21 protein-coding genes and 1 other RNA gene are annotated in these 21261 nt (G+C 51.4%); 11 read left to right on the forward strand and 11 right to left on the reverse strand.

Features of this window, described 5'->3' with window-relative positions; translation table 11 throughout:
• Positions 1-79: 79 nt before the first annotated feature.
• From pepF to NYE26_RS09605, 3 genes are all read right to left on the reverse strand, one after another.
• Complete coding sequence (gene pepF / locus NYE26_RS09595) at positions 80-1870, reverse strand: oligoendopeptidase F (protein ID WP_339255354.1); 1791 nt, start codon at positions 1868-1870, stop codon at positions 80-82.
• 206 nt (positions 1871-2076) lie between these two features.
• Positions 2077-2247: a hypothetical protein gene (locus tag NYE26_RS09600; RefSeq protein ID WP_209874284.1), complete on the reverse strand. Its 171-nt coding sequence runs from the start codon at positions 2245-2247 to the stop codon at positions 2077-2079.
• Between the two features lie 6 nt (positions 2248-2253).
• Entirely contained in the window at positions 2254-2487 is a 234-nt protein-coding gene (locus NYE26_RS09605; RefSeq protein ID WP_036702226.1) for a hypothetical protein, read from the reverse strand.
• Positions 2488-2659: 172 nt separating this feature from the next.
• On the opposite strand from NYE26_RS09605, the gene NYE26_RS09610 reads away from it, so the two are divergent.
• Positions 2660-2857: a cold shock domain-containing protein gene (locus NYE26_RS09610; protein WP_036725228.1), complete on the forward strand. Its 198-nt coding sequence runs from the start codon at positions 2660-2662 to the stop codon at positions 2855-2857.
• Between the two features lie 562 nt (positions 2858-3419).
• On the opposite strand, the gene NYE26_RS09615 is transcribed toward NYE26_RS09610, so the two are convergent.
• The gene (locus NYE26_RS09615; RefSeq protein ID WP_339255357.1) at positions 3420-4664 is read right to left on the reverse strand and encodes an MFS transporter; all 1245 of its coding nucleotides are present in this window, start codon (positions 4662-4664) and stop codon (positions 3420-3422) included.
• A gap of 193 nt (positions 4665-4857) precedes the next feature.
• Here NYE26_RS09615 and NYE26_RS09620 point away from each other — a divergent pair, with 193 nt between their 5' ends.
• From NYE26_RS09620 to NYE26_RS09635, 4 genes are all read left to right on the forward strand, one after another.
• Entirely contained in the window at positions 4858-5940 is a 1083-nt protein-coding gene (locus NYE26_RS09620) for a tetraprenyl-beta-curcumene synthase family protein (protein ID WP_076078515.1), read from the forward strand.
• 64 nt (positions 5941-6004) lie between these two features.
• Positions 6005-6976, forward strand: coding sequence for a 6-phosphofructokinase (pfkA, locus tag NYE26_RS09625; protein ID WP_036725223.1), 972 nt, complete (start codon positions 6005-6007; stop codon positions 6974-6976).
• A 147-nt stretch (positions 6977-7123) separates the two neighbouring features.
• Positions 7124-9610 (forward strand): CoA-disulfide reductase, encoded by a 2487-nt coding sequence (locus tag NYE26_RS09630; RefSeq protein WP_339255360.1) that lies wholly within the window; start codon positions 7124-7126, stop codon positions 9608-9610.
• Positions 9611-9626: 16 nt separating this feature from the next.
• The gene (locus NYE26_RS09635; RefSeq protein WP_036725219.1) at positions 9627-9887 is read left to right on the forward strand and encodes a metal-sensitive transcriptional regulator; all 261 of its coding nucleotides are present in this window, start codon (positions 9627-9629) and stop codon (positions 9885-9887) included.
• A gap of 94 nt (positions 9888-9981) precedes the next feature.
• Here the strand turns inward: NYE26_RS09635 and NYE26_RS09640 are convergent, their stop codons facing one another.
• The 4 genes from NYE26_RS09640 to NYE26_RS09655 form a co-directional block, all read right to left on the reverse strand.
• Positions 9982-11337, reverse strand: a complete 1356-nt coding sequence (locus tag NYE26_RS09640) for an MATE family efflux transporter (RefSeq protein ID WP_339255362.1) — start codon at positions 11335-11337, stop codon at positions 9982-9984.
• Positions 11338-11471: 134 nt separating this feature from the next.
• Positions 11472-12701 carry a putative glycoside hydrolase gene (locus tag NYE26_RS09645; protein WP_339255364.1) on the reverse strand — a complete coding sequence of 410 codons (1230 nt, stop codon included), beginning with the start codon at positions 12699-12701 and terminating at the stop codon, positions 11472-11474.
• A gap of 241 nt (positions 12702-12942) precedes the next feature.
• Complete coding sequence (locus NYE26_RS09650) at positions 12943-13131, reverse strand: hypothetical protein (protein WP_171718441.1); 189 nt, start codon at positions 13129-13131, stop codon at positions 12943-12945.
• Positions 13132-13306: 175 nt separating this feature from the next.
• A complete protein-coding gene (locus NYE26_RS09655) occupies positions 13307-14134 on the reverse strand; it encodes a YitT family protein (protein WP_036725214.1) in 828 nt (275 codons plus the stop codon).
• A 326-nt stretch (positions 14135-14460) separates the two neighbouring features.
• Here NYE26_RS09655 and NYE26_RS09660 point away from each other — a divergent pair, with 326 nt between their 5' ends.
• Entirely contained in the window at positions 14461-16128 is a 1668-nt protein-coding gene (locus NYE26_RS09660) for a DEAD/DEAH box helicase (protein WP_036725212.1), read from the forward strand.
• A 76-nt stretch (positions 16129-16204) separates the two neighbouring features.
• Here the strand turns inward: NYE26_RS09660 and NYE26_RS09665 are convergent, their stop codons facing one another.
• Positions 16205-16300: a hypothetical protein gene (locus tag NYE26_RS09665; RefSeq protein ID WP_036702210.1), complete on the reverse strand. Its 96-nt coding sequence runs from the start codon at positions 16298-16300 to the stop codon at positions 16205-16207.
• A 179-nt stretch (positions 16301-16479) separates the two neighbouring features.
• Between NYE26_RS09665 and NYE26_RS09670 the strand changes: the two genes are divergently transcribed.
• From NYE26_RS09670 to NYE26_RS09680, 3 genes are all read left to right on the forward strand, one after another.
• On the forward strand, positions 16480-17328 hold the full coding sequence (locus tag NYE26_RS09670; RefSeq protein WP_339255366.1) for a DUF624 domain-containing protein: 849 nt from the start codon (positions 16480-16482) through the stop codon (positions 17326-17328).
• A gap of 104 nt (positions 17329-17432) precedes the next feature.
• Positions 17433-17624, forward strand: a non-coding RNA gene (gene ssrS, locus NYE26_RS09675) — 6S RNA.
• 149 nt (positions 17625-17773) lie between these two features.
• A complete protein-coding gene (locus tag NYE26_RS09680; protein ID WP_339255368.1) occupies positions 17774-18163 on the forward strand; it encodes a DUF1499 domain-containing protein in 390 nt (129 codons plus the stop codon).
• Positions 18164-18357: 194 nt separating this feature from the next.
• Here NYE26_RS09680 and tpx read toward each other — a convergent pair whose 3' ends face one another.
• The gene (gene tpx, locus NYE26_RS09685; RefSeq protein WP_036725207.1) at positions 18358-18876 is read right to left on the reverse strand and encodes a thiol peroxidase; all 519 of its coding nucleotides are present in this window, start codon (positions 18874-18876) and stop codon (positions 18358-18360) included.
• A gap of 112 nt (positions 18877-18988) precedes the next feature.
• On the opposite strand from tpx, the gene NYE26_RS09690 reads away from it, so the two are divergent.
• Positions 18989-19615: a rhomboid family intramembrane serine protease gene (locus NYE26_RS09690; RefSeq protein WP_036725206.1), complete on the forward strand. Its 627-nt coding sequence runs from the start codon at positions 18989-18991 to the stop codon at positions 19613-19615.
• Between the two features lie 14 nt (positions 19616-19629).
• Positions 19630-20547, forward strand: coding sequence for a LysR family transcriptional regulator (locus tag NYE26_RS09695; RefSeq protein WP_209874261.1), 918 nt, complete (start codon positions 19630-19632; stop codon positions 20545-20547).
• Between the two features lie 35 nt (positions 20548-20582).
• Here NYE26_RS09695 and NYE26_RS09700 read toward each other — a convergent pair whose 3' ends face one another.
• The gene (locus NYE26_RS09700; protein ID WP_036725481.1) at positions 20583-21257 is read right to left on the reverse strand and encodes a zinc metallopeptidase; all 675 of its coding nucleotides are present in this window, start codon (positions 21255-21257) and stop codon (positions 20583-20585) included.
• Between the last annotated feature and the right edge of the window lie 4 nt (positions 21258-21261).

Below are 21261 nucleotides of genomic sequence, written 5' to 3' on the forward strand. Positions count from 1 at the left end.
TCCTCCTCAGGATGATCTGACAATACAAATCCCCTGCCATCAAAGGGCAAGGGATTACTGTAATACTAAGCCTTCTATCTTACTTGGTCAACTGCTCCATCTGTTCGATCACGCTCTCGAATACGCTCATGGCTTCGCGGATCGGTTCAGGAGACGACATATCAACCCCGGCTTTGCTCAGGATGTTAATGGAATAATCACTGCCGCCGCTCTTTAGGAAGCCGAGGTAACGGTCTACCGCTGGTTTGCCTTCCTCCAGAATCTGTTTGGCGAAGCTCGTCGCCGCCGAGAAGCCGGTAGCATATTTATAGACATAGAAGCTGTTATAGAAATGCGGGATCCGCGCCCACTCCATCTCAATATCCTGATCAATCACCATATCCTTGCCGTAATACTTGACATTCAGGTCATAGTAGATGGCCGAGAGATCCTGCGGTGTGAGCGACTCGCCTTCTTCAGCACGCTGGTGAATGATTTTTTCGAATTCAGCGAACATCGTCTGCCGGAATACCGTCGTGCGGAACTGGTCGGCATAATAGGTGAGCAGGTACATTTTTTCCTTCGGATCTGTGGATTTGTTCAGCAGGTAATCCATCAGCAGCGCCTCATTGGTAGTAGAAGCAACCTCCGCCAGGAAAATAGTGTACTGCGCGTCCCGGTATTTCAGCGCTGTGTCCGAATAGTAGGAGTGCAGGGCGTGACCCATCTCATGTGCCAGTGTGAACATGCTGTTCAGATTGTCATTATGGTTCAGCAGCACAAAAGGATGGGTGCCGTAAGCTCCCCAGCTGTATGCGCCGGAGCGTTTGTTCTCGTTCTCGTAGACATCGATCCAGCCTTTGTCATAGCCTTCCTGCAGAACACTAAGGTAGTCCTCGCCAAGCGGCTTCAGGCCTTCCTTGGTAATCTTCTTGGCCTCGTCAAACGTAATATCCAGCTTATATTCGTCTACCAGCGGAGCGAACAAGTCATACATATGTAGCTCATCTACCCCAAGCAGCTTCTGGCGCAGCTTCATATAACGGTGCATCAGCGGCAGACTCTCGTGAATCGTATCGATCAGATTCGTGTAGACTTCCTTCGGAATATTGTCGCCGTAGAGGGACATTTCCAGCACGGAAGGATATTTGCGCACACGGGAGTAAAAGACATTCTTATTCACATTCGCGCTCAGCGTGGCGGCAATGGTGTTCTTTTGCTTGCCGTAAGTTTCATAGACCGCTTTGAAGGCGTTCTTGCGTACCTCACGGTCCGGGCTTTCGAGGAATTGAATATAGCTTCCGTGGGTCAGCTCAGCTTCCTTGCCTTCTTCGTTCTTAACCTTCGGGAACTTCAGATCCGCATTATTCAGCATGCTGAATACAGTTTGCGGGGCCTGGGCGATCGTGCTGACCTGAGCCAGCAGCGCTTCTTCCGCCTTGGACAGGACATGGGCCTTCTCACGCTTCATTTCAGTCAAGGTGAAGGTATAGTCAGAGAGCGAAGGGTCAGCGATGAACTGGTCCAGTGTCGCATCAGGCAGGGCCAGAATCTCAGGTGTGACAAAAGAAAGAGCTTCACCCGCTTCAACGCCAAGCTTCTTGGCCTTGGAGGAGAGAGCCTGGTACTTCGGAGCCGCTGTATCCTCGTCCTGGCGCATATGCGCATAGACATAGAGGCGTTCAGTCAGCAGGGACAGCTTATCGTCCAGCTCGAAGCACTTCTTCAGGGCATCCGGAGAATCCAGCTTCCCCTGGAAGGAGGCAGCGCTTGTAATCAGCGCCTTCACTTCCTTATATTCGGCATCCCATTGCTCCTCTGAAGCAAACATATCTTCAAGCTTCCAGCGGTTCTCGGCGGGCACTTCACTTCTCTTAGGTAATTGTTCCATAGAAATCCTCCTCGGTAGATGGGATGCGGCTGGGCTGCTCTCCGCCTGCGGGAGCGCTGAGGACAGATTTCCCTGCAGCAGGCTGAGCGCAAGCAGGAGCGGGAGTGATTTGGCGGTAACGGACATGACGGCAGCCTCCTGATTCTCAAAGTCTGCTTAGTATGCCCTGCCAATTCATGTTTATTAAATCTTGCTTACAGATGAAGTTATGTGAGCAGGCTATAAATAATGAAGACAAAAGCCAGCGCAATCATAATGACTGCGGTCAATGCCATCCCGCGCTTCAAGCGCGGGGGCATTTTGTCCTTGCTCATAATCAGTACGGCACCCAGGCACAGGACGACAATGACATAAATGACAAGACTCTCATTATCCATGCCGGACTATACCTGTTTGAAGGCTGCGATGATATTCTTGTACTCTTCTTCATTATCCTTGTAGGATTCTTTATTGAAGCGGTTGTTCACCCACTGCATCATAGCCGGACGGCTCATGAAGGTATGCGTTTCTTCTCCCCATTGGTCGGAGATTTCACGAAGGATAATATAACGTCCCTGAACCTCCACCGTCATCATGTTCCACTTGTCTGTTTTGTATATTTCATGTTTTTTGATCATTATCATTACCACCCTGGCGATTTTTGGCTTTTGGGTCAATGATAACGCACCAGAGAAGGGAAAAGCAAATTAAATCATGAAATCAGGGAAAAGATGGATTGCTTTACAAGTATAGAAAGAGTATAATGTAAGCATACGCCATATATGGCGGTATTTTTAGGAGGTTGTTCATTTGAAAGGTACAGTAAAATGGTTTAACGCAGAAAAGGGTTATGGTTTCCTTCAAGTTGAAGGCGGCGAAGATGTATTCGTTCACTTCTCAGCGATTCAAGGCGACGGATTCAAGACTTTGGACGAAGGCCAAGCGGTAGAATTCGATGTTACGGACGGTAACCGCGGTCCACAGGCAGCGAACGTAGTTAAATTATAAAATACGGCCAAGGCAGAGCTTCTGTCAGCCGCAATATATATATTTGATCTAGCACGCACTGGCATAAGTAGCATCAGGCAGCTTGAGCAGCACAGTTCCTTCGGGGGCTGTGTTTTTTTATTGGTTAGGAAATTATGATTTACGTCCGATGTGGATAAGTTACGCATCAAGTTAATAGGAATGACTTCGCTGATTTCAGCGAACAGCCGGATATGGTCGAAAAACCGACCACATCCGGTACGGCAGAGGCGAGTGGGCCGGATATGGTCGAAAAACCGACCACATTCGGTACGGCAGAGGCGAGTGGACCGGATATGGTCGAAAAACCGACCACATTCGGTGTGGCAGAGGCGTGTGGGCCGGATATGGTCGAAAAACCGACCACATTCGGTGCGGCAGAGGGGCAAGGGCCGGATATGGTCGAAAAACCGACTACATTCAGTGCGGAAGAGGTGCGAGGGCGGGATGTGGTCGAAAAACCGATCACAATGGGGATGCCGCAGGCATTTTTTTATGCTGCAACGGGCCCGGTGGTGCTATATCCTTCCCCGCCCATAATCAGTCAGAGCGGGGTCTTGCTCTTACGCCGCAGCGGGCGGTCCGTGCCGCCCCCGAGGTCCATCAGATGCTTGGACAGGAAGCCGATGAAGGCCAGAACCGAGAAGCCGGTAGCAACCAGATAGAATACAATCCGGCCGGCATCCTGGTAGATCAGTCCGCCGAAGGTGCCGCTGAGCAGACCTGCGCCGCTGGACCATACGACGGTGAAGAGTGCCATTCCGGTTGCCCGCAGGTGATCAGGGATGATCCGTGTGATGTAGCGGACCGCAGTTACATAATAAATGCCGAACGAAATGCTATGCATGGCCTGAATGGCAACCACGGTACCCGGCTCCTGGGCCAGCGACATGAACAGAAAGCGCAGCGTGAACATCAGGCTGGCAAAAGCAAGCAGCGGCAGCTCCTTGAACTTGTCGCCATATCTGCTGAGCAGGAAGAAGATGGGGATCTCACTGAGCGCTGAAGCCAGCAGCGCCCAGCCGACAACTTCATCTCCTGCATTCATGCCCTTGAGGCTGATCGTCAGGAAGGCCTCGTTCATCCGGTAGCCGATGGCGAGCAGGAATACAGAGCCGAAGAACCACAGCACTTCCTTTTGCAGGAGAATCTCGCGGAGTCCGGCGCCCTTCAGCGGTCTGTCCGTAGACTCCTTGTCTACAGAGAGCGGAGCCGCCTCGGTTCGCTTCACATCCTTCAGCCCAATCGTAATCAGCAGCGCGGTTACGACAATCACAATACAAATCGCTACGCTGTACTGAGGTCCCAGCGTTCTGAGTACATAGCCGATTGTAAGGGCGAAGAAAGAGTATCCGAGCGAGCCGAATACACGGATGGCAATGAAATTCCGCCCGTGACGCTGGGCAATTTTAATTGCCATCGTATCTGCCAGTGGAAAGACAGGGTAATAGAAGAAATAGAAAAAGGATAAAATAAGCATGACACTCGAGAAATCGGTGGCTCTGGCCAGAATAATGGCGGTAATCAGCTGGCCTCCAAGCAGGAGAGCCATAATCTTACGGACGGTACCCAGCCGGTCGCTCATCATACTCCAGAACAGATTAGAGAGAATCGAGATTAACGGGCCTACCGAGTAGAGCAGACCCATTTGCGGACTGCTGAAGCCTAAGTGGGCATAAAATAACGGGAAATAAGAAACAACCAGCACACTGGTGCCGTACAGCGTAAACATAAAGGATCGCAGCCAGTTTTGATCACTGTATTGGCCGCCGCTCCGCCTCGCATTCATGATTGTGCACTCCTTCGGGATATAGAAAAGTATAGTATAGCATAAAGCGAAGAGGCCGGGGGATTCGTATAATATCGATTTTCTGAATCTTTCAAGAGTTTGCGAAAGTGATTTTGTTGTTTGTACAAATCCGCTCTGCATATTATAATAATCATGATTTGGATAAGGAGACAACAATGTGGAGGCACTGTCATTGAATGAATTTGAGCAAGGCCGTAACCGTAGTCCGCGCGGTCCTATTGGACTCATGAAGAGGGTCTATAAGTACGTGCTGCCGGAAGTGCGATCATGTCTCGATTCCTGGCGCAAGGATGCAGAAGGAATTCCCGATCCCGAGCTCCGTAAGCAAGCGCTTGCCAGCATTGAAACGAAGCAGTTTCATTGCGAAGGCGGCGGAATCTATGCCGCCGGCAATTTGTCGATGAGACATATACTGATTCCGCTAATTGTTGCTTATCAGACGATCAGTGATTATTTGGACAACCTGTGTGACCGCAGTACTTCGCTTGATCCGGCCGATTTCCGGTTGCTGCATAAGTCCATGCTGGATGCTGTTACCCCCGGCGCGGAGCCTGTGAACTATTACGCGCTGCGCACGGAACAGAATGACGGCGGATACCTGCACAGACTGGTCCGCAAATGCCAGGAGATGACCTCCCGGCTACCCGGCTACGGTGCTGCTACTGAAGAGGTCTATAATCTGGCTGTATTGTACACTGATCTTCAGGTCTATAAGCACATTCACCCGGAGCTTAGAGAAGCTGCCCTCAAGGAATGGTGGGAGAAGGAGGGGTACCGCGCGCCTCATCTCCAGTGGAATGAATTTGCGGCCGCAACCGGTTCAACCCTGGGCGTATTCATGCTTTTTCTGGCATCCTGTGATCCTAAGCTAAGCACAGTGGCATCATCATCCATTCGTGCTGCTTATTTTCCGCATGTGTGCGGTCTGCATATCATGCTGGATTATCTGATCGACCAGGATGAAGACCGGGCCGGCGGTGATCTCAATTTCTGCAATTATTATGAGAATACGGATATGATGCTGAACCGGATCGCTTCCATTGTGGAGTGGGCCCGCAAGGATGTCCGGAGTCTTCCTGAGAACTCCATGCACCGTATGATCATCGAAGGACTGCTGGCCCTGTATTTATCCGATCCCAAGGTTAGTGAGCAACGCGAGGTCCGCTCGGTATCCCGGAGGCTGATGAAGAATAGTCCGCTGACCAGACTCTTCTTCTTCGTCAACAGCCGCTGGATACGCAAACACATGTATTAGATGCTGCCGGATCTTCTCCGGGTAAGGAGAGAAACTGGCACAAATTTAAGGAGGAACTAACAGAATGTCAAACGTAAAAAAAATCGCAGTATTAACCAGTGGAGGAGACTCCCAGGGGATGAACGCCGCAGTGCGTGCGGTTGTCCGCAGCGCGATCTACTTCGGAATTGAAGTATTCGGCATTCAGCGCGGGTATCAGGGCCTGTTGAACCGCGACATTTTCCCGATGGATCTGCGCAGTGTCGGAGATATCATCCAGCGCGGAGGTACGGTTCTGCAGTCTGCACGCTGTCTGGAGTTCATGAAGCCGGAAGGCCAGCAGAAAGGTGCTGACATTCTGAATGAGCTCGGCATCGACGGTCTGGTTGTTATCGGCGGAGACGGCTCTTACCATGGCGCCAACAAGCTCAGCAAGCTTGGGATCAAGACGATGGCTCTGCCGGGTACCATTGATAATGATATATCGTTCACAGACTACACTATCGGATTCGATACTGCCGTTGGCGTGGTAGTGGATGCGATCAATAAATTGCGCGACACCATGTCATCCCATGAGCGTTCCTCCATCGTAGAGGTTATGGGGCGTCACTGCGGAGATATCGCTCTGCATGCAGGTCTTGCTTCCGGGGCGGAGACGATTCTGGTGCCGGAAATGCCTTATGACCTGAATGAGGTAGCTGACCGGATGAAGGATAATTTCGCACGCGGCAAACGTCACAGTATCGTCATTGTAGCTGAAGGCGTCGGCAAGGGTGAGGATGTTGCTCAGGCACTCAAAGACCGCCATGCTTCCCTGGATGCCCGTGTTACGGTACTGGGACATATTCAGCGCGGAGGTACTCCAACACCAGGAGACCGTAACCTCGCCAGCCGTCTGGCTGATTTCGCGGTCCGTAAGCTGATCGAAGGCGAATCGGACAAGGCATGCGGAATTATTAAAGGGGAATTGACCCTGACCGATATCGATAAGGTAGTGAATACGAAGAAGGATTTCAATATCGAGCTGTATGAGCTGGCTTCCCGTTTGTCCCAGTAAGAGCAGCAGAATTTATAGGATCTTCAAATTTCACCGGAGCAGCAAGCCTTCCATCACCGGAAGGGGCTGCTCTTTTTTGACTTGACAGTATACCCCCACCCGTATATATTAATACCCATAGGGGTATACAATTAGGAGGGAATAAGCATGAGTAGAACTATAGTCATTATCGGCGGTGTTGCCGGAGGGGCATCCGCTGCGGCACGCCTAAGAAGACTGAACGAAGAAGACAACATTATCATGATTGAGCGGGGAGAGCATGTTTCTTTTGCCAATTGCGGGCTGCCTTATTATATTGGGGAGAGTATTGATTCCCGGGACAAGCTGTTTCTGCAGACACCGGCTGGAATCCGGGCACGCTTCAATATTGATGTGAGAATCTTTACCGAGGCGACAGAGATTGACCGTGAACATAAGCAGGTACACTGCCGCAATGTTACAACAGGCGAGAGACTGCAGATTCCATATGATATCTTAGTACTTTCACCGGGAGCGAAGCCGATAGTTCCCCCGATGCCGGGTATTTCAGAGGCTGAGAACCTGTTTACCTTAAGGAATATTCCTGATACAGACCGTATCAAGGCCTATGTGGACAGCCGTCACCCCCGGCATGCCACTGTAATTGGTGCAGGTTTTATTGGTCTTGAGATGGCGGAGAACCTGCGGGAGCGGGGGCTTGATGTCACTGTGATTGACCGGGGTCAGCAGATTCTGAACCCGCTTGATCTCGAGATGGTTCGTCCACTGGAAGAGCATATGCGTATGCACGGGGTGGAACTGCGGATGAATGAGGGTGTAGAGGCTATTGAACAGCAAGGCAGCCTGCTCCGTCTCTCCTCCGGCGGGGAGCTTAGAACGGATATGGTTATCTTGGCAATTGGGGTCAGTCCTGAGAATGACCTGGCACGGAGCTGCGGGCTGGAGCTGGGCATCCGGGGATCGGTTAAGGTCAATGCCTCGCTACAGACCAGTGATCCGGCCATCTATGCCGTAGGGGATGTCATTGAAGTGAAGGACCGCGTTCAAGGGTTCGATACCATGGTCTCCCTGGCCTGGGGAGCGAACCGGCAGGGGCGTCTGGCCGCCGATCATATCAACGGCCGGGAAGCCTCTTACACTGGGGCATTAGGTACTGCGATTATCAAAATTTTCGATATGACTGCTGCGCTGACCGGGAACAACGAGAAGACGCTTAAGTCGCTTGGGGTACCTTATGAAGCTGTGCATATCCATCCGAATTCTCATGCCGGTTACTACCCCGGTGCTGCACCGATAGCGCTTAAGCTGCTGTTCAACCCGCAGACAGGAGAGATTTATGGAGCACAAGCGGCCGGAAGTGCCGGAGTGGACAAAAGAATAGATGTCATTGCCACCGCGATCCGCAGCAAGCTTAAGGCAGATGAGCTGGCCGATCTGGAGCTGGCGTATGCGCCGCCGTATTCCTCGGCCAAAGATCCGGTCAATATGGCGGGCTATGTTGCCTCCAATCTGATGGAGGGACTCGTCCGTAATCTGCAATGGCATGAAGTGGACGAATTCACACGTAGTGGCGGCCTCATCATTGATGTAAGAGACGAAGCAGAGCGTTTAGCCGGGTTCATTCCGGGTTCCATCAACATTCCGCTGGCTGGGCTGAGAGACCGGCTCACAGAGATTCCAGGGGATCGGGAGATCGCCGTGTCCTGCCAGGTAGGGCTGCGCGGCTACATTGCTGCCCGCATGTTAATCCAATACGGATATGCAGTACGAAATGTTGACGGAGGGTACAAAACATACGCAGCGATGGCAAGGGGGAATAACACTGATGATTCCGGGAAAAGAGAGACGCCGGCTTTAAAAGTGAATGCCCCGTCTCCCGCCAGTATAGTCCATAGCCACGAACAGCTCAGCCCTAAGCCGCAGCTCCTGCTGGATGCTTGCGGATTACAGTGCCCCGGCCCTATACTCAAAGTATATGAGACTATAAGCTCAATGGAGGAAGGCCAGCGGGTTGAGATCACTGCAACGGATTTCGGTTTTGCCGCTGATATCAGGCAGTGGTGCAGCAAGACAAGGAACACACTGGAATCAGTGGATGTATCCGGGGGCAAGGTTCAGGCGTTGGTACGGAAGGGAGTAGACCTGGCAGACAGAACCGTAGTTCCGGCGGAACAGTCAGCAGTCTCTGAAGGTACAACGATGATTGTTTTCAGCGGTGATCTGGATAAAACTATCGCATCCTTCATTATTGCAACAGGCGCCGCAGCAATGGGCAAGCAGGTAACCATGTTCTTTACCTTCTGGGGGCTTAATGTTCTGCGCCGGGGGCAGTCTCCGCAGGTGAAGAAGAATGCTCTAGACCGGATGTTTGGCATGATGATGCCGAAGGGAACGCGGAAGCTTCCCTTATCCCGCATGAACATGGGCGGGCTTGGGTCGAAGCTGATCCGCTATACTATGGGCCGTAAGAATGTGGAATCCCTGGAGAATCTGATGCAAGGCGCACTGAATGCCGGGGTTAAGCTGATGGCCTGCACGATGAGCATGGACATCATGGGCATCAAGCAGGAGGAATTAATTGAAGGTGTAGACTTCGGCGGTGTTGCCAGCTATCTTGGAGCTGCCGAGGATTCCGGCGTGAACTTATTCATCTAGAGGGGGCCAAGGGACAGTGGAGTATGATAAAGCTATTAGCAACCGGTTGAAGCGTATCGAAGGTCAGGTGAGGGGAGTACTCGGGATGCTGGAGGAAGGCAAAGATTGCCGCGAGATCGTGACTCAGCTGACAGCGATCCGAACAGCCGTAGACCGCTCTATTGGTGCAGTGATCGGAGACAATCTGGAGCACTGTATTCAGGAAGAGCTTGCGAAGGGGAACTCCCCTGATCAAGTGATTAAGGAAGCAGTAGATTTGCTTGTAAAGAGCCGTTAATGAAGAACAGCCACAGACGAAGGAGAGTAATCTCCCTTGTCTGTGGCTGTTCTTGTTATAAGACAAGAACTTTTTTGTGGAGCTCCGTGCTATTTCATGCCTTCTCCGGGGCGAATCTGCGCTGCACCCTGACGAGCCGGCCCAGGAGCAGAATTGCGCCGATTCCAAGGCCGGTAATGAGTCCGATCCAGTAGCCGTAAGCCCCAAGCTCAGTATAAGTGGCGAGCAGGTAGCCGACGGGCAGGCCGATCACCCAATAGGCAATGAAGCAGATGACGAACGCAGGATTAACATCCTTATATCCCCGCAGTACGCCTTGGGTCGGGGTTGCGATGGCATCAGAGATCTGGAAGAAGATCGCGTAGATCAGGAAATGCTGGATCAGCGAGATCACCTCATGGTCATCCGAATACAGTCCGGCGACATGATTCCCGGCGAAGAGCAGCACCAGCGCTGTGAGCAGGGAGAGGACAGCCGCCGTACCAATGCCCATAATGCCATACTGGCGCGCATCCCTCAGCCGGCCGGAGCCGCTCTCGAAGCCGACGAGAATCGTCAGACTCATGCAGATGCTCAGCGGAATCATATAAAGGGTGGAAGCGAAGTTAATGGCGGCCTGATGGGCAGCGATTGTAATGGTATCGAAGCGGCTCATCAGCAGGGTTACAGCCGAGAACACCGCCGTCTCGAAAAAGATCGAAAAGCCGATAGGCACACCAATCTTCAGCAGCTCCTTGAGACTTACCAGGGACACCGCATGAAATTTACGGAAAATCTGCAGATTGCGGAAAGGCTCAGCCCGGTAGACGAAGATTAGGGCAATTAGAAAAATGACCCAATACGTGATCGCAGAGGCTACGCCTGCGCCTACTCCGCCAAGGCGGGGGAAGCCGAAGTTGCCGAAGATCAGCAGATAGTTAAGCCCCACATTGACCGGCAGGGCAATCAGGGTGATGAACATGGAGACACGGGTCTGACCCAGGGCATCAATACAGCTGCGGACAACGGTATAGCCGAACAGCGGGATAATGCCGAAGGAAATGGCACCGAGGAAGCGGAAGGCAATATCTCGTACCGCAGGCTCCAGATTCATGAAATTCAGGATCGGTGTGAGAGCGAGGCTGCCAAGAATCAGCACGAGCACGGATACGATCAGGGAGAGCCAAATGCCCTGCATCACCTGGTTAGCCACATCCTTACTCCGCTTGCTGCCGAGGAGATGAGACACAATGGGCGTAATTCCCATAAGAATACCGCTAAGGCCTGTCTGGATCGGAATCCACAGGCTTGTGCCGATGGCTACGCCGGCCAGATCATTCGTGCCGAATTTGCCGGACATATTGGTGTCGAAGAAGGTAATGGCCGACAATGCAATCTGAGTAATTAGAATCGGAAGCAATATATGCAGGAATTGCCCGGCCTTTTGTTTAATGGAAGTTGTCTGTTTCATAATCATCAATGCCCCGTTATCTTTATTTTGAATACTTATTTTCCCAGTGTAAATATTCCCAGTAAAAAGCCCGGCAGCTGCCGGGCTCTCTAATATCGTGCGGCTATGGATACATCCGGATAATTGCAGAAAGCTTATTGGTCGTACTTTACATCGGCGGTGTAGCGGTTATTGGCATTCCAAAGCAGGAATTCGTCGATATTCTGATCCTTCAAGGCACGGATCTGATCTTCAACCTGCTTCTTGCCGTATTTGACATAATGCCCGCTGCCCAGCCAGCTGGCGGTGAAATCCTGAATCCATGGGCGGATGACCGGCTTGTAGCTGCCTAGCGGATTGAGCTTCTTGTGTGTATCGACCATTGAGCCCTTAATGGTAGCATAAGGGTCTTTGTCCGGGTCCTTCACATCGAACCAGCCGGTGGAATAATGGCTCGGATAGACCATCGGGCTGATAACATCGACATTCTTTGAGATCTTCACGAAATCCTGTCCGATACCTTCTGCGGCAGGTACCGAGGCGGCATAGCCGAAGATATCCACAGAGATCCGAACTCCCAGTGGTGCCAGCTCAGCTTTGGCATACTTAACAAAGTCGGCGATAATTTCCACGCGCGGTCTGTCGCTCTTCGTGTATTTCAGAGTGTCCGCACGCTTCTCGAAGCCTTCAGGGAAGCGTACATAGTCAAACTGGATTTCCTTGAACCCGAGCTTAACGGCCTCCTTGGCAATATCTACGTTATACTTCCACACAGTTTCATTATAAGGATTGACGAAGCTGTCTCCGCCTTTGTTGGCCCAGACAGAGCCGTCTTTGTTCACGAAGGATAATTCCTTGTTCTTTTTGGCGAGCACAGAATCCTTGAATACTACGATACGCGCAATCGGGTAGACATCATGCTCCTTCAGGCGGGTCATCAGCTTGTTGATATCACCTATGAACGGTTGTGGATGTCCCATTTGCTGAAGTTCAGCATTGTCCGTTTTGTAGGTGATGTATCCGGCATCATCTTTAATATCGATAACCATGGAGTTGAGCTCAGTCTTGTCCAGCAGGGCAAGCAGGGTCTCCATCCGTGCACCCCCGGCACTGTAGGCAGTCACGTATATCCCTTTAACCTTGGGAGCATCCGGCTGCGGATCGGCAAGAAGTGCTGTCTCCGGCGATGCGCTTGGTGAAGGTGCAGGAGAGGCAGTGCCGCCTCCGTTCGGTGATGCTGCTGCGTCCGGATTGGTGGTGTGTTCTGCGACGATGGGGGGATTCATGGCGCTCTGCAGGGCTGCTGCCACATCGGCTTCATGTCCTTGATTCGGAACACCTACGCCTCCCAGGGCCATCATCAGTAAAGCCCAGGTGATATTCATTTCTTATTCGCTCCCTTTATGTACATTCCTTATAAAGTATAAGGTAACGGATGCACCCAAAAAGAACAGACTTGTAACAATACCCGTAATTTTTTGAGGTCATATTTCCGCTCTTGTTGTTTATAAACGGGATGTACAGATTTTGAACCGCTGATTATAAAAGTAAATGCCGCCCCGGACTGGCACGAAGGCCAATGACCAGGGCGGCAACTATTACAACTTGCTCTTTAGGGCAGCTTGCTTAATGAAGATACGCAGAATTCTGATGCTCGCAAATGCTGTAATGGATGATATCCATGGCATCTGCCGGTTCCAGAATACTCAGACCGTCACGCAGTACGATTACAGAATTGAGTTCGTCCTGCTTCAGGAACGGTATCATATCCGGATACCACCTCATGACGATTGCTGACAGTTTTACCGTTTCCATTTCCACAAAAATCACCCTTTCCTTTTTCGAATCGAACTGAATCAGAATTCAGGGTCCACCCGGAAAAACGAAGTGCCTGGAAAAAAGAGGGTAAATCACAATCTTCATGAAATTGTTAAGGTCCTGCGTAGCTATAATATAACATAATTTGAACGGATAAGCATTTTCTTATGAATTACCGTTTGCGGAAAGAGCCCATCACACCGACAGTCTCAACGATATTTACAAAAGCCTGCGGGTCGCTTGTTTTAATAATACGTTTCAGTTCTGCAAGCTCATACCGTGTGGTCACTGTCATTAGCATGTCCCGTTCTACATGAGAATAAGCACCTTCTGTCTTAAATTTTGTAACGCCGCGCTGAAGGCCCAGCAATTGCTGCAGCAGCTCGTCAGTCCGGTTGGTGATAATGTACACGGTAACTTTGATGTGGCTGATATGAATCAGGTCGACCACCTTGCCGGTGACGTAAATGGAGACCATCGAGGCCAGCGCCAGATTCCAGTTGTCGTCAAAATAAGCCGCAGCAAGAATGACGAGACCATTGAGACCGACCAGCACACTGCCTACCGGGAAATCCCGGTACCGTGTTATAATGGAGCCCAGAATATCGAAGCCGCCTGAGGAGCCTCCTACACGGAAGGAGATGCCCGCACCGGCACCCACAAGCACCCCGCCGAAAACAGAGGCAAGCAGCATATCCGAGGATACTTGAAAGACCGGTACCACCGTCATCAGCCAGGTGGTAGCACCTACAGAGACCATGCTGAGAATAATAAACCGGCGGCCCAGCTGGAACCATCCTGTAGCAAGCAGCGGGATATTGAAGAGTAAATAGAGTAAGCTGATGTTAAAAGGAGTGAAATAACCGGCCAGCATGGCGAGGCCGGATACGCCTCCGCTGAGCAGTCTGTGGGGGATCAGGAACAGATTAAAGCCGCTTGCGATCATCGCTGAACCGAAGAGGACGGCAAGAAAGCTCCCGAATAATCTTAGTTTAACCAAGCAAATTCACCTCTGAGTGTAGTGTGAGTGTCATGTAAGTAATGAAAGTAAGGAATACACTGGTATTCCTGATTGGGTTTGTGATATAATGTATAGGATATTCTTGAGTAGGACGTTACAATGGTATTTTTGCATTGCTTAGAATGCGAAGCTACAATTGTCAGGTGTATGTAGTGGCCTGATCATAGGACAGTTGTTTGTCCCAATACGCGCTAAACCATGCAGAAAATCCGGCATGATTGGACAGCCTATAAATGTGTTTACCGCTACTTAAGAATACAGACAAGCATGTGGAATGTCCACTGTATAGAAGGAGCATGAATAATTTGAAAACATTCGCAGAATTCGGCTTGGAGCCAAAAGTACTTCAAGCAATCACAGAGCTAGGATTTGAGGAAGCAACACCAATCCAGGAGCAGGCTATCCCGCTTGCTATGGCCGGATCGGATCTTATCGGACAGGCACAGACGGGTACAGGTAAGACCGCAGCCTTCGGGATTCCCCTCATCTCCAAGATCGCAAGAGAAGAAGAGAAGATTCTGGCACTGGTAATGACGCCAACACGTGAGCTGGCCATCCAGGTCGCTGAAGAAATCGGTAAGTTGACCCGCTTCAAAGGACTTCGTTCACTGGCTATCTACGGCGGGCAGGATATCGGCCGCCAGATCCGCGGACTGAAGAGAAAACCACAGATTATTATTGGTACACCAGGACGCCTCCTGGACCATATCAACCGCAAGACCATCCGCCTGGATGATGTTCAGACGATCGTACTGGATGAAGCCGATGAAATGCTAGATATGGGCTTCATGGAGGATATCCAGACCATCCTCAAGCTCGTTCCTGAAGAACGTCAGACCATGCTCTTCTCGGCTACTATGCCTCCTAACATTCAACGCCTTGCCCAGCAGTTCTTGAAGAACCCGCAGCATGTATCCGTAATTCCTAAACAGATTAGCGCACCGCTTATCGACCAGGCTTATGTTGAAGTGCCTGAACGCCAGAAATTCGAAGCGCTTAGCCGCTTGATTGACATGGAATCGCCAGATCTGGCAATTGTATTCGGCCGCACGAAGCGCCGGGTAGACGAGCTTGCAGAAGGCTTGCAGAAGCGCGGATATTCCGCTGACGGCCTGCATGGCGACTTGTCGCAGAACCAGCGGGATGCTGTAATGCGCAAATTCCGCGACGGCAGCATTGATGTACTGGTTGCTACAGACGTAGCTGCACGCGGCCTGGACGTATCCGGCGTAACGCATGTAATCAACTTCGACCTTCCGCAGGACCCGGAGAGCTATGTACACCGTATCGGCCGTACAGGCCGCGCCGGCAAAGAAGGAACAGCCTGGTCCTTCGTAACTCCGCGCGAAATGGATCACCTGCACCTGATCGAACGCGTGACCCGTCACCGCATTACCCGCAAACCGCTTCCTACGATGGCCGAGGCTATTGAAGGCAAACAACGCATTACAGCAGAACGTCTGCTTGCAATGGTTGAGGTTGGCGAACTGAACGAATACAAAGGCATTGCCATTCAATTGCTGGAGCAATATGATTCTGTACAGTTGCTGTCCGCAGCTATGAAGCTTCTTACCGGCGATAACAAGGATGCGCAAATTGAGTTGACTCCTGAAGATCCGATCCGTGCCAAGCGCCGCGGCGGCAAGAACGACATCCGCAGCGGGCGTAAGCCTAACGGCGGCTATGGCGGCAACCGTTCCGGTTCCGGTTCTAGCTCTGGTGGCGGCTATCGCGGCAACCGAGACAATGCAAGCGGCGGCGGCTATCGCGGAAATCGTGACAATGCCAGCAGCGGCGGAAGCACCCGTGGCGGCTACAGCAGCGGCTATGGCGGCAACAGCGGAAGCGGCAGCAGCTACGGCGGCGGCTACAAAGGCAACCGTGATGGAGCGAGCCGTAACACAGACGGAAGACCTTCCTCGCGTCCGAGCAGCACAAGCACCCGCCCGGCCAAGCAGGATTTTGACGCTTAAGCTATAACAGAACACCTTGAAGAAGACGAGCAACCGTTACCGGTTCCCGTCTTCTTTTTTTTTGCTGTGGATTCACTTAGATGAAGGTACGGCTGATGATGACCAGCAGGATGAAGAGCACGAGAATTGTTCCGGTGGAAGTCCAGGGATTGCAGCAGCCAGGTGCGGACATGAGGTCAACCTCCTTTGAGCATGGGGGATTTGTTGTGGTTACAATGTAATATATGGACGTATTGCGGAGCTTGCTTAGACACTTACCTAGAACTTGTAAACTTGGGCGCTGGAAAAGTCCTGTACAAACAGGTATAGTTAAGATACGCAGTATGCACAAGATAGACAGGAGGAAGGGAATTGGAGTTTAAAGGAGCAATGGGCGGTATATACCGCATCACGGAATGGATCTCACGCATCGCCTTCAGCAATATTTTATGGGCATTGTGTTCGATACCGTTTCTGTTCGCAGGAATTATGAAGATCCTCATGCTGGGTTCAGGAGCAGGCGGACCGAATGAGCAGATTATGCTGAACTGGGTACTTGGTGTATTCGCGCCATTTACTGTATTTCCGGCTACGTCGGCGTTATTTACAGTGGTGCGCAAATGGGTAATGGGCAATACCGATGTAAGTACATTCCGCACTTTTTTTCAGGGATACAAAGAGAATTATCTGAAAAGCATGCTGGGAGGGCTTATCTACACCCTGCTGTTTGTCGTGATGTACGTTGATGTGACCGTATACATGACGCAAATGCCGAATTTCAAGATTGTCGGTATCCTGATGCTGGTGCTGATGATTATTTTGTTCGTATCGATGTTTAACTTCTTCTCCATCGTGGTTCACTACCAGATGACGTTCAAGGAAGTGGTAACCAATTCGATTCTGCTCACGATCGCCCGGCCGATCCGTGTGTTCTCGACGTTGATTGGTTCAGGCGTTCTTCTCTATATAGGTCTGCGGTATCCGGTGCTCTATGTGCTGTGTATTCCTACGCTGATTGCTATGCTCGCCTTCTTTAATTTCTTCGCTACATACAATAAGCTGCAACTTCAGGTGGAGAAGAAGAAGCTGGCTGAAGAACAGGCCGCGCTGGAAGCAGCTGAGAATGAAGGTCTGCCGGCCGATGATGATGACGATGATGACGAAGACGAGGATGAAGACGACAGAGATAAGGACACCGGTAAGGATTTTAAGCGGACTTAACATTTCCGTGATCATCCGGGCAGTAATGTCAACGGAAAATGATCCCGGCGTTAAATAAAGCGCATACAGGTTTACTTTTTCGTCAAAACGCACTATAATGTTAATAAATCCTGCGATGTACGTTATGGTTGCTCGTTGTTTTGAACCAATGATAATGTCTTGGGAGATCTACATGAAGCGCGGCTGAACAGCCCTGTCTATATGACCTGGGGAATTCAAAAACGACTTCTGCGGTCACCCACCTGCTCTAGCAGGTTCAGAAGACACTGCAGCCGGACGGCATAGGCGGGTTTTCTAATGGAATTGACAAGGCATCCTGTTACCTGCTCACTAGCGGGTAGAGGGTGCCTTTTTCAAGGTTAAAGTGAGCAATGCCCTTTTGTTCCGCGGACAAGAGTGTTACACTTAGGGTAGTGAACTTGGGATTTGAAGAGGGGGAAGAATTTTGTCGTTGAAAAGAACCTTGGTCGGTTTATTTCGCAGTCATGACGGAACAAGCGACCGTGCCAAAGATCCGGCATTGAAAACGCGTTATTACAATCTTTCAAGAGACAAGGCGTGGGATGAAGTATCCGCAACGCTGAAGAAAATTCCTGGTTATAAGGTCTTGCATGAAGTGCAGTCTGTAGGGGAGATTACCCTGGAGAAAAGAACGGCGTTAGGCCGCTCGCTGGATATTACCGTATCTGTGTTAAGCACCACGCCCGTACGCTGTGCCATAGATATATATTCAGCATCCAGAGGGTCGCTTGGCGATCTGGGTGCCAATTACCGTGTCATTCAGCGTTTGTACCAGTCTCTGGATAAGAAGCTGGGCAAATATAAGGTGGATTAAGGATAGCATTCGGGCATGTATTGCCGGGATTGTATGCGGTTTTCGGGAGTGGGACAGCCTGTTCCAGGCACGGATACCCTTATTGATCATCATACGCAAAAAGCGGAGAAGGATGACCTTCTACCGCTTTTTTTCAAAAATGTACATTTATAGGCCTGGATGCTGTATAACATATCAGTGCTGTCAGTCTTAGCTTAGAGCAGAGCTTTAACTGCGGAAATCGCCGCTTCGTAGTCCGGGTGCTCAGCCATTTCACCGAGATACTCGACATAAGCCAAAGTGTCGTTCTTGTCTACAACGAAGATGGAGCGCATGTCGAGGCGGAATTCCTTGATCAGGACGCCATAGGCTTGTCCGAAGGAAGTCTCTTTGTGGTCGGACAGGGTAATTACACTGTCGATGCCTGCGGCGCCGCACCAGCGGGCCTGGGCGAAAGGAAGATCTGTGCTGATGGTGAGAATGACTACATCATCGCCAAGACCGGCAGCCTCACTGTTGAAGCGGCGGGTCTGCGCATCGCACACACCGGTATCCAGGGAAGGTACAACGCTGATCAGCTTGATTTTGCCAGCGTAATCTGTAAGTGTAACATCTTCCAGGAGATTCTTGCTTACCGTGAATTGCGGCGCGGAATCTCCGGCTTTCAGCTGCGGGCCTACCAGAGTAATGGGGTTGCCCTTAAAAGTGGCTACGCCTGTTCTTTCTTGCGTCATGTCCTTGTTTCCTCCTTGAATTGCATTATTGGCATGTACCTGCCAGAATAAATTATAATCTTTTTAGAAGCTGGATGTCGAGCTGGACAACATACATAAAAGGATGGGTGTTATGATTTTTATAAGGTATGAGAAGTGGAGAAGCTATCTCCGGTATTATCCTGTAACCTGTGCGCTGATTCTGGCCAATGTGGTTATGTTCATCGTGCTGTCCCTGAATGGCGGCTCCACCAACCTGTATACACTTGTGGAGTACGGGGCTACGGTCAATGTGGGTGCTGAAACGGATGAGTTGTGGCGCTGCGTGACGGCGATGTTCCTTCACAACGGCTTCGCTCATTTGTTCTTCAACAGCTTCTCGCTGCTTGTGTTCGCCCCGCCGCTGGAGCGGTTGATGGGCTGGTGGCGTTATGCACTGCTGTATCTGGGCGGCGGCTTCATTGCTAATCTGCTGTGGGTTCTTATAAGCAGCCGAGGGAATGTGGAGATTGGAATTGTCTCTGTAGGGGCCTCGGGGGCGATCTACGCCGTCTATGGCGCATTCCTCTATATTGCGGTGTTCCAAAGGGCAATGATGGATGAGGGCTCGCGCAAGACGCTTTACGGACTTCTGGTGATGGGGATTATCATGTCCTTTGCCGCTCCAAATATCAATTATATGGCTCATATCGGCGGCCTGATCGCTGGATTCTTCATCTATGGGCTAATCATCCGTGTATTCAAACGAAAACGGCGATAAGGAAGGGTGTAATCGTGGAGCTTAGACAGCTGCAGTATTTTCTGAAGGTTGCCCAGAAGGAACATGTCACCAGAGCGGCGGAGGAGCTGCATGTCGCACAATCTGCGGTAAGCCGCCAGATTCATCAGCTGGAGCAGGAGCTGGGAGTGGATCTGTTCATGCAGAAGGGGAGGAATCTGCAGCTTACGCCTGTCGGGCAGCTCTTTTGCAAAAGAGTGGAGTCGGTCCTGAATGAACTCGACCGGTCGGTGGCGGAGGTGCATGAATTCCTTGACCCGGAGCGCGGCGAGATCCGCATCGGCTTCCCGCACAGCCTCGGGACCCATCTGATTCCTTCCATTGTGGCGGAGTTCCGCAGCCATTATCCCCATGTGAAATTCCGCTTCAAGCAGGGAGCCTATCCATCCTTAATCAAGGATGTTATCTCTGGAGAGGTGGATCTGGCATTCATCTCGCCGTTCCCGGAGAATGTAGGGCATGTGGCCGGAGATATCGTAATGACCGAGGAGCTGTTCGCCATTCTGCCGCAGAATCATCCGCTTGCAAGCAGGGAAGTGATCCGGCTGGAACAGCTGCGGGACGAGAAGTTCGTATTGTTCAGCCAAGGCTACTCGCTGCGGCCGATTGTGTGGCAGGCCTGCCTTGCGGCAGGGTTCAAGCCGCAGATTGCTTTTGAAGGCGGGGAGACCGATACAATCCGCGGTCTGGTAGCCGCCGGGATGGGGGTAAGCTTGCTGCCGGAGATGGCGCTCTACCAGACCAACCCGATGCAGCCTGCACAGGTCCGGGTGGTGGAGCCTACGATTACCAGAACCGTCGGGCTGATTCACCGGGCAGAAGGCAAGCTGCCGCTGGTCGCCCAGTCCTTCCGTAACTTTCTGCTTACCTATTTCAAAGACAGGCACACAGACAATACCCCGGTCGGCTCATAGCCTACCGGGGTATTGTCTGTGTAGTAATATAGATCTTAATCGCGGTTACCGAGGAACATCAGGATCAGGCGGATCAGCTCGATCAGAGATACCAGCGCTGCTGCCACATAGGTGAGCGCTGCGGCATTCAGGACCTTGGCTACGCCGCGCTCTTCATCATTACGGATGAAGCCCTGCTGTACCATAATCCGGCGCGCGCGGCTGCTGGCGTTAAATTCAACGGGCAGCGTGACGAGCTGGAAGGCTACTGCGGCAGAGAAGAAGATAATGCCGAGCCCGATAAGGTTGAACGAGCTGAAGATGAAGCCTGCAAGCAGCATGAAGGGAGCGACCCCGGAGGCGAAGTTCACGACCGGGAACATCCGGTGGCGCAGCGCCAGCATCGGATAATGCTCCTTGTGCTGAATCGCATGGCCGATCTCGTGACAAGCGACGGAGACCGCTGCGATGGAGCTTTCATAATATACAGGCTCCGACAGCCGTACAACGCGGTTAATCGGGTCGTAGTGGTCTGTAAGAGTTCCCTGAACCGGTTCAATGGGAACATCGTAGAGTCCGTTGGCATCCAGCATACGCCGGGCAGCTTCATAACCCGTTAAGCCATTCATGTTCGGCACCTTGGCCCATTTCTTGAAATTGCCCTTGACCCTGAACTGGGCCCATACAGAAAAGATAAAAGCGACAGCTAACAACAGATACATTAGTGGCATCATA

Source organism: Paenibacillus sp. FSL P2-0136 (assembly GCF_037975325.1).
In the GTDB taxonomy this organism is placed as follows: Bacteria; Bacillota; Bacilli; order Paenibacillales; family Paenibacillaceae; genus Paenibacillus_AQ; species Paenibacillus_AQ silagei.

Bases quoted from the DNA above. Each gene is read 5' to 3' on its own strand.
- tpx (WP_036725207.1), bottom strand. From the start codon at position 18,876: ATGACGCAAGAAAGAACAGGCGTAGCCACTTTTAAGGGCAACCCCATT.
- NYE26_RS09690 (WP_036725206.1), top strand. From the start codon at position 18,989: ATGATTTTTATAAGGTATGAGAAGTGGAGAAGCTATCTCCGGTATTAT.
- NYE26_RS09615 (WP_339255357.1), bottom strand. From the start codon at position 4,664: ATGAATGCGAGGCGGAGCGGCGGCCAATACAGTGATCAAAACTGGCTG.
- NYE26_RS09700 (WP_036725481.1), bottom strand. From the start codon at position 21,257: ATGCCACTAATGTATCTGTTGTTAGCTGTCGCTTTTATCTTTTCTGTA.
- NYE26_RS09630 (WP_339255360.1), top strand. From the start codon at position 7,124: ATGAGTAGAACTATAGTCATTATCGGCGGTGTTGCCGGAGGGGCATCC.
- NYE26_RS09645 (WP_339255364.1), bottom strand. From the start codon at position 12,701: ATGAATATCACCTGGGCTTTACTGATGATGGCCCTGGGAGGCGTAGGT.
- NYE26_RS09605 (WP_036702226.1), bottom strand. From the start codon at position 2,487: ATGATCAAAAAACATGAAATATACAAAACAGACAAGTGGAACATGATG.
- pepF (WP_339255354.1), bottom strand. From the start codon at position 1,870: ATGGAACAATTACCTAAGAGAAGTGAAGTGCCCGCCGAGAACCGCTGG.
- NYE26_RS09600 (WP_209874284.1), bottom strand. From the start codon at position 2,247: ATGGATAATGAGAGTCTTGTCATTTATGTCATTGTCGTCCTGTGCCTG.
- pfkA (WP_036725223.1), top strand. From the start codon at position 6,005: ATGTCAAACGTAAAAAAAATCGCAGTATTAACCAGTGGAGGAGACTCC.
- NYE26_RS09650 (WP_171718441.1), bottom strand. From the start codon at position 13,131: ATGGAAACGGTAAAACTGTCAGCAATCGTCATGAGGTGGTATCCGGAT.
- NYE26_RS09640 (WP_339255362.1), bottom strand. From the start codon at position 11,337: ATGAAACAGACAACTTCCATTAAACAAAAGGCCGGGCAATTCCTGCAT.
- NYE26_RS09665 (WP_036702210.1), bottom strand. From the start codon at position 16,300: ATGTCCGCACCTGGCTGCTGCAATCCCTGGACTTCCACCGGAACAATT.